A 12,176-nucleotide genomic window follows, 5' to 3' on the forward strand; every position below is an offset into this window, starting at 1 on the left:
AGCGCAGGTATCGCCTCAGTCTCGATGGACCGCGGTGCGGCCCTGGCTTTTCGTAACCGAGAGCGAACCCGTTAACGTTACCGGAGTGAGCACAATCCCTTACGCCGCCGACGTTCTCGACCCCTCCGAGTCCCTTCTGCAGCTGACCGACGTCAGCAAGGTTCTCGGCGTTCCCATCTCGCGTGTCGAGCAGATGCTGCGTGATCGGCATCTCATCGCGGTCAAGCGGAGCCGCGTTCCCGGCGTTCCCGAGGTGTTTCTCGACACCGAGGGCGGCAACGTGGTCAAGGGCCTGCCGGGTCTGCTCGCGGTGCTGCACGACGGCGGATACCAGGACGACGAAATCCTTCGGTGGCTGTTCGAGTCCGACGACAGCTTGCCCGGCCGTCCCGTCGACGCGATGCACGGGCACCTGATGCGCGAGGTGATCAGGCGCGCGCAGGCGATGGCCTTCTGAGTTTTCCGCGCGCGCTCGTCCACCCGGCGGACGCCAGCCCGGGAGCTGCGACGGACAACCGTCGCAGACCCCCGACACGTGCTCGCTGATGCAGCACGCGATAGCCGCCGTCCTCGACCTCGCGGAGGATGTCTCCGTACAGCGTCAGGGCGGTGCGCATTCCCGGACGAACCGCCGGATCCAGCATGTCGATGCCCGGCTCCGCGGTGCGATACACGGCGCGGGTATGGGCGATCAGATGCGCGAGCGCTCGTTCGAGACGCGCGTCGGTGCGACCTGTCTCGCGGCAATGGTGCAGCAGGCCCTCGTCGACACCGAACGCAGCGAGCTCGTCGGTAGGAAGGTAGATCCGGTCCCGGTCGAGGTCCTCGCCCATGTCGCGGATGAAGTTCGTCAGCTGGAATGCCTCGCCCAGCGCGGCGGCGGGTACTTCGGCGACGCGCCGATCCACCGCGGTGCCGAGGATCGGGAGCATCTCGAGGCCGATGACGGCCGCGGAGCCGTACATGTACTCGGTCAACTGGTCCATCGTTCGGTAGCGCGACCGGAACATCGGTGTGCCGGGAATGTCCATGCGCATCGAATGGAAGAAGGCGTAGAAGTACTCGTGCGGAATCGCATAGCGCTCGGTGGTGTCGACCAGTGCCCCGAGCACCCGATCGGACTTGCTACGGCCGAGAGCGCCGCCGTTCAGCGCGGCTCGAACATGGTGTTCGAGGACGTCGACCTTGGCGCTCGCCTCGCGGTCGATCGTCGAGTCGCTGTCGTTCGCGGTGAACTGCGCGTCCTCGGGTAGTTCCGGCAGTTCGACGTCGGCGGAATCGACGTCCACGTCGACGATGTCGTCGACCATCCTGGCGAATCCGTAGAGGGCGTGCACTGCCGCTCGTTTGTCCGCAGGCAGCAGCCGGGTCGCGAGGAAGTACGTCTTGCCGTGTTCGGCGTTCAGGTCCCTGCAGATCGCATAGGCGTCGTGCAGCGCTGGGTCGATCCCGTCGAGTTCACCCACGGTCTGCGGCTGAATTCTCGGCGGCGGGTGCGGGGGACGGCGTCGAGCGCAGTCGTAGCGGGTCGACTCGCGTCAACGACAGAGCGGCGACGACGGCAGCGAACGTCGCGAGAGCGACGTGCACGAACGTGTACAAACCGATGGAGCCGTCGGGCCGGAACACGAGCATCAGCCACGTCGACAGCCCGACGAGAATCATCAGCGTCCGGGTGGAGAGCGCGAACCCGGCCGCGATGGCAAGCGGCCACGAGTAGTACCACGGCAAGGCGGCGGGGGACAGGACGACCACCGCGACCATCGCGATGACGATGCCTTTCACGGCGTCGACCTCGGTGCGACGGAACTTCCACCATGTTGCGAGCACGACGACGACCAGCGCGATACCGCAGATCATGCGTGTCACTTCGAGGACCGGGGCCAGACGAATGTCGAGGAACCACGAGGTGCTGACGGTGACCAGATGGGCCATGATCGTGGGCAGCGACAGCCAGTTGATGATCTTCGCCGAACCCGACAAGGCTGTCAGCCAACCGATTCCGACGCCTGCCAGGGCCGACATCACAGCGAACACGCCCACGAAGACCGCGAAGCCGGCACCCGCGGTCTTCGCGAACGCGGCGATCGGTGACAGGGGCTTGCGGTTCTCCTCGATCGCTTTCTGCTTCTCGTGGATCATCCAGATCCACACGATGAACGGCAGGGCGAGGCCTGCCGTCGCCTTGATCGCCACACCGATCGCGACAAGCACGATACCTGCGATATGGCGTCGTTCGAGGACCAGAACGATGCCCGCAGCCATCAGTCCGACCATGAGCAGTTCGTTGTGGACGCCGCCGATCAGGTGGATGAGGACGAGAGGATTGAGCACAGCCAGCCACAGGGCGATCGCGGGTGTGCCACCGAGATGGTCGGCGAGACGCGGAACGGCCCACACCATCAGCGCGAGTCCGGGCAGCATGGCGAGGCGGAAGAACATCGTGCCGGCGATGACGTTGTCGCCCGTCACCGCGGTGATCGCCTGCCCGATGAGCAGGTGCAGCGGCCCGTAGGGTGCCGTCGTCGTGGTCCAGACGTTGCTGACGTTGTCGAGAAGGACGCCGGGGTTGGCGACGGGGCCGACGGCGTACGGGTCGAAGCCGTCGCGCAGCAGAGCGCCCTGCGCGAGGTAGGAGAACGCGTCGCGGCTGAACATCGGCACGGCGAGCAGCATCGGAGCGGTCCACGCGGGCACGACCCATCGCAGCTCGCCGAGCGTCGTGCGCCCGGCCAGCGTCGCGCGGCCGAGTCGAACCCACGCGATGATCATCAGCAGCACGCCGACCCACACGATGATGCTCGACAACACCAGACCGTGCCCGAAGCGCAACCAGGACAGGTGCATCGATTCGAGGAGCGGGTCGCGTCGTCGAACGCTGCCTGCGCCGAACCCGCCGAACGTGATCATGATTCCGCCGACGACACCGAGCAGCGCGGCATGGCCTTCAGGGCTACGCAGGAACGCCGACAAGCGCCTCACACGAGACGACGACGCTGGTGTCCTGGACGGGGAGTCGCTGGAATCCGTGGCACCCGAGGTGGCGGCATTCGACGAAATCGACGACATTGCCGGGTCATTCTCCTCTCGGATGGCTGCGGAAGGTGTGGCAGAAGGCGTGCTTTCCTTCCGGACCGGAGTCAGTTTAGTGCTTCCCGTCGTCGTCTCACGAACCGCGACGTTTCGGTGTGTGCAGCGTCGCGTGCAGTGACCCGCGGCCCGAGTACTCGTTCGGCGGCAAGTCTGCCGGAGACGAGGACCGTGGGCACGCCGACTCCTGGCGTGGTTGCCGATCCGGCGAGAACGACGTTGTCGACGCCTCGTACCAGGTTCTCACGTCGGAACGGCCCGGTCTGCCGAAACACGTGCGACGAAGAGAACGGGCTGCCGTGCAGCATGCCCTTGTCCGCCCAGGTCTTCGGGGTGTCCAGGTGGTCGACGACCATTTCCGCTGCCAGGTGCTCGTAGCCACGCTGCTCGAGCACGAGCTGGATCTCCCGCATGTACGGCTCGCCGAGGCTCGCCCAGTCGAGAGGCGCGCTGTCCAGATTGGGACACGGCGCCAGGATCGAGATCGGCTCGACCGTCTCGCCGCCACGCGTGATCAGCAACGACGGATCCGAGACGGCGGGGCGTGTGATCAGCAGCGACGGGTCTGCCATCAGCTGTCCGCGGCCGGCGCGGGCGGTGATACGGGTGAACGTGCGCGCCCACTCGTCGCCGAAATCGATGGTGTGGTGAGCTCGCGCCGGCCAGGTGTCGGTGACACGCGTCGGGACCGTGCCGTGGAAGACGACCGCCGACGGGGACACGAACGAATACCCGCGGCGTCGACCACGTGCGGTGATGCCTGCGCCGTCCAACAGGCGATCGACGACGGGCAGATCCGGCGTCAACACGATGGCGTCGCACGGGAAGCGGCGGCCGTCCGCGGTCACCACTGCCGTGACGCGTCCGTGTGCGACGTCGAGACCGGACACGTCGGCCCGAGTCACGACGGTGCCACCGTTGCGCACCAGTGCATCGGACATCGACCGGGCGATGGCCGACATGCCCCCTTCGGGGAAGTACACGCCCATCGACGTGTCCATGTGCGCGATCGCTCCGTACACGGCGAGAGCTTTCGCAGGCGCCATGCCCGCGTAGAGCGCCTGGAACGTGAAGACGCGGCGCAGCCGCTCGTCCTTCAGGTACGACCCGACGCGTGGTCCGAGCCTGCCGAAGCCGCCCAGGACGAGGAGTTTCGCCGTGTCGCGCAGCGCAGGTCGGCTGGACACGAGGTCGAGCGGTGAGTCGAAGTTCGAATCGATGTAGCGATCGAATTCCGCGTCGAAGATGGCCGCGAGCCAGCGACGAAGCCTGCGGTAGCCCTGGGATTCGTCCGGGCCACACGCCCGCTCGACTTCCGCGGCCATACCTTCGGGGTCGGAGAACACGTCGATATGGCTGCCGTCGGCGTAGCGCGTGTGATAGCTGGGCGACAGGGTCTTCAATCGCAACGGCGGCGACGTGCTGTCGAACGACTCGCCGACAGCACCCAACGCGGAAGCGATCAGCTCGGGCATCGTCAGAACGCTCGCCCCGTTGTCGATGTCGTACAGCGGCTGTCCGTCGTCGCCCGGCACCGTGTAGGTGCCGACGCGTCCGCCGACCGCATCGTCGCGTTCGAGCACGGTGACACGACGGCCTGCCCCGGTCAGATGAAGGGCTGCAGACAGCCCGGCCAACCCTGCGCCGACGACGACCACCGAGTCCGTCGGGCCGGCTATCGATCGTGGTGTGGACATGTGACCTCCGGAACCGATCAGTATTTCCGCTGCGTGGCAGCGATGGCGATGGCGTGCAGCCGGGTAGCGGCCTCCGCGTCGATGTCGGCGGCTGCCAACGTGTCGAGCGCGCGTTCGGTCAGTTCGGTGATCCGCTGCTCGACATCGTCGACAGCACCCAGATCCGTCAGGGCGGCACGAATGGCGTGGATCTGCTCGTCGGTGAGGTCCTCGGAACCCAGTGACGTGCGCAGCAGCGTCGCGACGTCGGCGTGACCGGCGTCGGCTCGCTGCAGTCCGACTGCCATCAGCACGGTCCGTTTGCCCTCACGAATGTCGTCGCCCGACGGCTTTCCGGTGACCGCGGGGTCTCCGAAGACGCCGAGCAGGTCGTCGCGCAGCTGGAAGGCGACGCCGATGTCCGTGCCGAAGGACCGCAGACTCGCCACGACGAGGTCCGACGCCCCCGCAATGGCGGCGCCCAGGTGCAGCGGGCGCTCGACCGTGTACGCGGCGGTCTTGAACCGGTTGACGCGCATCGCGGCGTCGACGGATTCGTCCCGTCCTGCCTCGGCTTCGATGTCGAGAAGCTGCCCGCCGAGGACCTCCGTGCGCATCGCCGACCACACCGGAGAGATGCGGGCCATGGCGGACGCGTCGAGTCCGGACTCCCGCAGCATGTCGTCGGCCCAGCACAGTGCGAGATCACCGAGCAGAATCGCGGCGGACTCACCGAAACGCGTCGCCGATCCGGACCACTGCTGCGCCCGATGCCGTTCGGCCAGTCCGACATGGACTGTCGGAAAGCCGCGCCGCGTGAGGGAGGCGTCGATGATGTCGTCGTGAATGAGCGCGCACGCCTGGATCAGTTCCAACGAGGCACACGCGCGAAGGACGGCGGACGCGTCCGGCCCGTGGCGGTCACCGCCCGCGCCGAGCCACGCCGTCCAGGCGAACGCGGGTCGAAGGCGTTTGCCGCCGCGAAGGACGAATGCGACGAGGTCGTCGACGGCGTCCGCGTACCCGCCGCCCAATGCGCCGACCAGCTGCCGTTTCGACGCGAAGAACTCGGTCAGCGCCGTCTCGACGAGCTGAGCGGTGTCTACGGATTCGTCGCGCACTGCGGTGTCGAGTCCACTCGATTCACGAGTGGGGGACGAGGTCAGGTCTCCGGACAGGGGATCCTCCGTAACGGGCAGGTGGGCGGGCTGGCCGGAGCCAAGCCTAATGGGTGATTCCGACAGACGAGCCTGCCGTGACGGCGCGCCCCCGGCGAAACTATGATGAGCCGGTGACATCCGATGCCGTCAGGGGGCGGTCAAGTGACGGGTGGGTGACTCGGACTCCATCGATAGTCGATCGCCTACGGACGTCGAGCGACTCCCGTATCCCGTTCTCGGTCGAGTTCTCGCCGCCTCGCGACCACGATGCCGAGGCTCGGCTCTGGCGTGCGGTTCGTGAGTTCGAACAGATGCAGCCTGCGTTCGTCTCGATGACGTACGGGGCAGGTGGGTCCACCCGCGATCGGACCGTTCGGGTGACCGGCCAGATCGCCGAGGAGACCACGTTGCTGCCCGTGGCGCATCTGACCGCGGTCTCGCACAGCATCGCCGAATTGCGGTCGATGGTCGGCGCTTACGCCGATCGCGGCATCTCCAACATTCTCGTGCTGCGCGGTGACCCGCCCGGCGATCCGTTGGGGGACTGGGAGAAGCACCCCGAGGGCGTCGAATACGCCGAGGAATTGGTGTGTCTCGTGCGGGAATTGGGCGATTTCCACGTCGGCGTCGCGTCGTTCCCCGAAGGCCACTATCGCGCGGTGGACCTCGAGCAGGACACGCGAGTGCTCGTGAACAAGCTGCGTGCGGGCGCCGAGTACTCGATCACCCAGATGTTCTTCGACGTCGACGACTATCTGCGCCTGCGTGATCGGGTGGTGGCCTTCGATCCCGAACAGGGTGCCAAGCCGATCATTCCCGAGATCATGCCGATCACGTCGCTGCGGTCGGTACGACGCGCACTGTCGTTGTCCGGTTCGGCGCTGCCTCGCCACATCGACGATCGGTTCGTCAAAGCTGCAGGCACCGGCTCGGAGGAGGACCGCGCGGCGGTGCGCGAGGTCGGCATCGAACTCGCGACGTCGATCGGAGAGCGGCTCATCGCCGAAGGCGCGCCTGCGCTGCACTTCATCACGCTGAACTTCGCGCGGGCTACCCGCGAGGTGCTCGTCAACCTGGGGCTGTCACCGGCTCGGGTCTGACCCCGGCGGTGTCACGAGCGGACGACTCTTCCACGTGAGGGCGCCGCGACCTCGGCGTCGATGCGATTGCACGCCCAGCCACAAATAGAGGCCGACGGACACCGGGTGCGCCGACGCGGCCGCCACCTGCCCGGTGAGGCGCCCGGGCCCGGACTCCGACCGCGCCGCAGCGACTCGTGCGACGACGGCTGCCGCGTACCCGAGCAGCCCGGCGCGGCGGACCGATCCGGATCCGTACACCGCGGCGACGGGAGGCACCAGGTAGGCGAGCGTCATCGCCGCCGAGATCGACGCGGTACCCGCCCGGCCGCCGAACGCGGACCACAGCCAGCGTGTGTATCCGTCGCGCAGGTCGTCCCAACCGTCGTACATGCGACAGCAGACGTAGCCCGCCCCCGACGCGACGGCGGTGCGATGGCCGCCGCGGCGTAGTACGCGTGCGATGTCGAGATCCTCGGTCGCGCTCGACGCGACGGAATCGTGTCCGCCGACGTCGCGGTAGGCGGCCGCGTCGAACACCATCATCTGACCGCACGCCACCACGGTGGAGGGCCGCAGCGATCGGTCGGCGACACGAACCGGCAGCGTCGACATCCACGAGAAGCTCAGCAACGGTTGCACGAGCCGTTCGGCGACGGTGGCCGCGAGTTGCTCGGGCCACGGGCACAGCAGCGCGACGCCGAGGAGGCGTCGGGCATCGACGGCGGCCGCGATCGCACCACTACCGAGTCGGACGTCGGCGTCGAGAAACACGAGAACGTCGGGGTCGAATGCGGCAGCGAGGTCGGCGAGGCGTCGGCACGCGGCGGCCTTGCCCGTCCAGCCGTCGGGCGGCGGATCCGTCTCGGACACGACGTGGAAGCGGGGATCTCCCTCCGTCGCGGCGTGCGCCGCAGCGGCCGTGTCGTCCGACGACCCGTCGTCCAGAATCATCACGGTCAGACGGCCCCGGTAATGCTGAGCGCGTAGATCGGCGATCAGAAGCGGCAGATCGCGTTCCTCGTCGCGCGCAGGAACACAGACCACGACGGACTCGGGTGTGGATCCGTCACGAGGGGGACGCAAGCGAGGCATGCTGGCGGCGTTTGCCACCGACATGACGGCGGACGCACACGCCAGAGCGGCGCCCGCCGATACGACGGGACGAGCAGAGATCACGCAGTAGGCGTGTTGTCGGGTCCGGCGCCCGCGGGTGCATCGGCGCCGACGCGTCCCACCGGCGGGTTACGCGTTACCCAAGCCATCGCCGCGACGATGGCCGCGACTCCGACGGTGACGCCGCCGACGATGCCCGCCCAACCGGCGAAACTCCTGGTGTTCGGATCCGGATAGCTGACCTCGGCCCGCATCGTGGTGACCTCGCCCGCAGGCAGTTTCCACGTGATGATGTTGTCGCCGTCGCGGGTTCCGTTGGTGGTTCCGATCCGCGCGGGGAACGCGATCGTGAACTGAACGTCCGAACCCTGCACGGGAACGGTTTGCAGGTCGGCCTTGCCGTCGAGAGTCACCTGGTCGCCGCTGCGGTGCAGTGCGATCTGGAAACTGCCGGTGGCCTGATCGTTCATCGAACCCAGCGTCTGCACATCGCCGAACGACAAGTCCGAGAACCGGGCCGTGGTGCCCACGTACCCGTCCTGCCTGTACTCCTCGATCCTGATCTTGTCCTGAAGCGTCGTCGGTGCGGTGAGCGTCGGACCGGTGTCGGTGTCCGACGCCGGAACCGTCGCCGCGACGATCTGACCCGACACACGATCGTCGGCGGAGATCCCCATCGACACCTGTACGCGGAGGCATCCGGTGAGCAGCGGCGCGACGAACAACGCCAGCGCGAGCGCCGACAACAGCCGACGGCGAGTACGGGATCTGCCTTCACGGGTTGTCGACTGCACAGCGACATCGTGCCAGACGCGGCCGCGTCACCGCGTCAGGGAGTTGCCGTTGCGGCGCGTCCGACTTCTCGGCGCAACGCGACGAGGAAAGGAATGCCGACGATGCCCATCGCGCAGAACCCGTAGATCGCCGAGAACCGCAGCTCGTCACCGGCGAGGAACACCGAGTGGGCCAGCGCCGAACCGAGCCATGTCCACACGAACAGAACGAGGGGAGCGGTGTCGGACATGCGCGAATCGGCCGTGCGGCGGACTGCGATTCGATCGCCGACGACGTCGATGACGGCGGCCATGATCAACGCCGTACCCAACCAGCCGAGATAGTTGCTGACCGGGATCGACGGAATTCCCGGCAGACCCGCCATGTCCGACGTCCAGGTCCATTGGCCGTCGGTGACCATCTGCGTGTCGAGGTAGAGGTCCCAGCCGACCATTCCGACGGCCGTCGCGACCACTCGGTGACGTCGTCGACGTCCCTCGGTCAGACCGCTGCGATCGAGCACGTAGCCCACCGCGCACCAGATCGGGTAGAAGCCGGCAGTCCAGGCCAACGGGACGACGGCCGGAACACCCAGGATGTCGGGACCGAGCCTGCCCGTCGCGTAGAAGTAGCTTCCGAACGGGAACCCGGTTGCGGTGCCGACGATCTCGGCCAGAATTCCGATGCCCGCTGTGGTCGCGAACAGCACCGACGCCCAGGCGACCCCCCGTGTGACGACGGCGTGCGCCAGCACCGCGGCCGCGAGGAACCCCACGACCGCCACGGTGACCACGTCGCGCCCTGTGCCCGAGACGAGAGGGTAGGTGATCTGAGATGCGATCGCTGCGGCGACGAGACCCCACACGAGCCGGTTCATCGGACCTTGTCACCTATCCAGCGACGTAGTCGTCCCTCGCGTGCGTCCTTCACGGCGATCCTGGCGGCGCTGCGGCCGGATGCGGCCGAGACTCCGCCGCCGGGGTGTGTCGATGCCCCCGTCAGATACAGACCGGGTGCGTCCGGAACTCGATGGGACGACAACTGCGGTATCGGTCGCCACATCATCATCTGATCCAGTGACATCTCGACGTGCATGATGTTGCCGCCGATCATCCCGAGTTCACGCTCGATGTCGGCCGGGGACTGCACGTGGCGCGCGAGAATCGACTCGTCGAAACCCGGTGCGTACGAGCTGATCTCGGCGACGATTCGGTCGCCTTCCCGCTCGGCCACGTCGCGGGCGTCGACGCGGCCCTCGTCCCCACGCCACGCCCGGTTCCCCGACAGGGTGTGCGGATGCCACTGCGACCACAGGGAGACCTGGTGTTGGCCCGGGGGAGCGACGCTCGGATCCAGTGCGGTGAAGGACATGCCGAGCACCATGGGAGTCGGAGGAAGTTCCCCGGCGGAGGCTGCCCCGTGCGCGAGACGCAGGTGGGCACGATCGCGCACCAGCAGTTGGAGTCCGCTCGTGGCGTGCGACGGGTCCTCCGCACTCGCGTAGCGGGGGAGTGCGTCGGTCGCGAGACGGACGGCCATGCCGATCCCCGGTCCGACGCGGACAGCTCGACGCCACCCGTCGATCCGGCCTCGGTCGTAGCCGCCTGCGGCGAGGAGATCCAGTGTGGCGAGGACGTGGCAACCCGCGACGACCATGCGGCTTCGCAGAGTGCGGCCCGACGCCGTCGTCGTCACCCATTCGTTGTGCCGTCGCGACACCGAGACGACGGCGTCGCCGAGGGCGATCGAGCCTCCCGCAGAGGTGAACTTCGAGATCAGCGCCTCGGTGAGGGCGCCACTGCCGCCGATCGCGCGTCCGGGCGGGAGCGTGTGCATCAATGCTGCGAACCCGACCATCGGCGCCGTTCCCGGCTCCGACATCGGCGGACCCGACTGTGCACCGAACCACGCGAGAGCGGCCTTGAGCCGTTCGCTGTCGAACGTCTCGTCGAGCAGTGCATCGCCGGTGGTCAGAAATTCTCGGGACAGCGCGCTACCGCCGTCGGGGGCGCCGAGTCCCCAGAAGGAGCGGAGGAGATTCGGGCCTGTCGGAGGCGCCGAGAACGCACGCATCGTGCGTGCGCTACGGGGTCCCCAGACGTCGACGAACCGGCGGTATGCGGCCGCGTCGGAGGAACCACACGCACGGGCGATGGATTCGCAGGTGCGGTCGAGGTCGCGGTGGAACACGAGCGCGGGCTCGTCGGTGCCGGGGGCTCCGGGAGCGAACGCCCACGGATCGCAGTCGACGTAGCGCAGTCCGTGTTCCGCCAGGCCCAGCTCCTCGATGACCCCGGTATGACGGACCATGATGTGCGCGGACGAGCCGCGGTCCACTCGATGTCCCGGGAAGCGCTCGGCGGAGGACACACCACCCCCGGCTATGACGTCGCGTTCGAGCACTTCGACGGCCATGCCGGCCTCGGACAGGTAACAAGCGGCGGTCAGGGCGTTGTGTCCCGAACCGACGACGACGACGTCGATCACGTCTTACACGCTACGGGGCCGCCGAGACTTCGATCGGCAGCGTGCGGCCGAGCACCGCGAACGGTCGTCGATCGCCCGCGAAGGTGAAGTCGCGCAGTACGTCCTGAAAACCGAGCCTGCGATACAGCCGCCACGCGCGGTTGGCCTCGTGGGCGACCTCCGGTGTGGACAGCAACACCGTTCGTTCTTCGCGCCCGTGCAGGAGGCGGTGCGTGAGGGCGGCGCCCAACCCGTGTCCCTGCGCGCTCGGCTTGACATGCAGTTCGGTGAGTTCGAAGTAGTCCGACAGGACGGAATCGACGTAGTCGGCGCTGCACCCGGACCTACGCAGGCCGTCGCGTACCTGCTGATGCCACCACTGGTGTCGGGCTCCGCGATAGCCGTACGCGATGGCGACCATCGGTGTGTCCGGCGTCGGAAGCACGGCTGCAACCCCACGCCATCCCGGTCGAAGTACGTGCTCGTTCCACATAGGTGCGCGGTGGTACTCCGTGCCACGCGGATACCCCATGGCCTCGACGTAGATCGACAGCGCCTCGGGCATGCGTTGCCGAATCTCCTGGGGGGAGAGGTCCACCAGGTAGGGGGTCGTTTCCGCGTCGGTGTCGACTGTTCTCAACCTTTCCTTGACTACTTGTCGGTGGGCACAGCTATATTGAATATGTCGAACGGGTGTTCGATGTCGGCGATCCGGCGGGTCTCGAGGGAAGCGAGACTCGCCGGGTTCCGACCCTAGAGCTTTCATCATGGTCCGGGCGTGTCGGAATGTGATCACGAACGGCGTATCGAACAGG

General features: G+C 67.4%; 11 protein-coding genes. 2 read left to right on the plus strand and 9 right to left on the minus strand.

Features of this window, described 5'->3' with window-relative positions; genetic code table 11:
- The first annotated feature begins 85 nt into the window (after positions 1–85).
- Entirely contained in the window at positions 86–457 is a 372-nt protein-coding gene (locus DK926_RS11855) for an Rv2175c family DNA-binding protein (RefSeq protein ID WP_068420655.1), read from the plus strand.
- On the opposite strand, the gene DK926_RS11860 is transcribed toward DK926_RS11855, so the two are convergent.
- The 4 genes from DK926_RS11860 to DK926_RS11875 form a co-directional block, all read right to left on the minus strand.
- Positions 429–1,466, minus strand: coding sequence for a phytoene/squalene synthase family protein (locus tag DK926_RS11860; RefSeq protein ID WP_114330562.1), 1,038 nt, complete (start codon positions 1,464–1,466; stop codon positions 429–431). The two genes, DK926_RS11855 and DK926_RS11860, sit on opposite strands and share 29 nt — an antisense overlap.
- On the minus strand, positions 1,459–3,069 hold the full coding sequence (locus DK926_RS11865) for an alpha-(1->6)-mannopyranosyltransferase A (protein ID WP_114330563.1): 1,611 nt from the start codon (positions 3,067–3,069) through the stop codon (positions 1,459–1,461). The genes DK926_RS11860 and DK926_RS11865 overlap by 8 nt, the downstream gene beginning before the upstream one ends.
- 71 nt (positions 3,070–3,140) lie before the next feature.
- The gene (crtI, locus tag DK926_RS11870) at positions 3,141–4,787 is read right to left on the minus strand and encodes a phytoene desaturase family protein (RefSeq protein ID WP_114330564.1); all 1,647 of its coding nucleotides are present in this window, start codon (positions 4,785–4,787) and stop codon (positions 3,141–3,143) included.
- 17 nt (positions 4,788–4,804) lie between these two features.
- Positions 4,805–5,887 carry a polyprenyl synthetase family protein gene (locus DK926_RS11875; protein ID WP_243636761.1) on the minus strand — a complete coding sequence of 361 codons (1,083 nt, stop codon included), beginning with the start codon at positions 5,885–5,887 and terminating at the stop codon, positions 4,805–4,807.
- Between the two features lie 212 nt (positions 5,888–6,099).
- On the opposite strand from DK926_RS11875, the gene DK926_RS11880 reads away from it, so the two are divergent.
- A complete protein-coding gene (locus DK926_RS11880) occupies positions 6,100–7,026 on the plus strand; it encodes a methylenetetrahydrofolate reductase (protein WP_207890802.1) in 927 nt (308 codons plus the stop codon).
- Here the strand turns inward: DK926_RS11880 and DK926_RS11885 are convergent.
- The 5 genes from DK926_RS11885 to DK926_RS11905 are packed head-to-tail and all read right to left on the minus strand — an operon-like array spanning position 7,009 to position 12,001.
- Complete coding sequence (locus DK926_RS11885; protein ID WP_243636762.1) at positions 7,009–8,184, minus strand: glycosyltransferase; 1,176 nt, start codon at positions 8,182–8,184, stop codon at positions 7,009–7,011. The genes DK926_RS11880 and DK926_RS11885 overlap by 18 nt on opposite strands.
- Complete coding sequence (locus DK926_RS11890) at positions 8,181–8,915, minus strand: DUF3153 domain-containing protein (protein WP_068420664.1); 735 nt, start codon at positions 8,913–8,915, stop codon at positions 8,181–8,183. The genes DK926_RS11885 and DK926_RS11890 overlap by 4 nt, the downstream gene beginning before the upstream one ends.
- Before the next feature lie 35 nt (positions 8,916–8,950).
- A complete protein-coding gene (locus DK926_RS11895) occupies positions 8,951–9,772 on the minus strand; it encodes a carotenoid biosynthesis protein (RefSeq protein WP_114330567.1) in 822 nt (273 codons plus the stop codon).
- Positions 9,769–11,382, minus strand: a complete 1,614-nt coding sequence (locus DK926_RS11900) for an NAD(P)/FAD-dependent oxidoreductase (protein ID WP_114330568.1) — start codon at positions 11,380–11,382, stop codon at positions 9,769–9,771. Before DK926_RS11900 ends, DK926_RS11895 begins: the two co-directional genes overlap by 4 nt.
- 10 nt (positions 11,383–11,392) lie before the next feature.
- Positions 11,393–12,001, minus strand: coding sequence for a GNAT family N-acetyltransferase (locus tag DK926_RS11905; protein ID WP_068420667.1), 609 nt, complete (start codon positions 11,999–12,001; stop codon positions 11,393–11,395).
- Positions 12,002–12,176 lie beyond the last annotated feature (175 nt).

The organism is Rhodococcus sp. Eu-32 (assembly GCF_003336925.1).
Taxonomy (GTDB): Bacteria; Actinomycetota; Actinomycetes; order Mycobacteriales; family Mycobacteriaceae; genus Rhodococcoides; species Rhodococcoides kyotonensis_B.

Coding starts and splice junctions, on each gene's coding strand:
- crtI (WP_114330564.1), bottom strand. CDS start 4,787: ATGTCCACACCACGATCGATAGCCGGCCCGACGGACTCGGTGGTCGTC.
- DK926_RS11895 (WP_114330567.1), bottom strand. CDS start 9,772: ATGAACCGGCTCGTGTGGGGTCTCGTCGCCGCAGCGATCGCATCTCAG.
- DK926_RS11865 (WP_114330563.1), bottom strand. CDS start 3,069: ATGTCGTCGATTTCGTCGAATGCCGCCACCTCGGGTGCCACGGATTCC.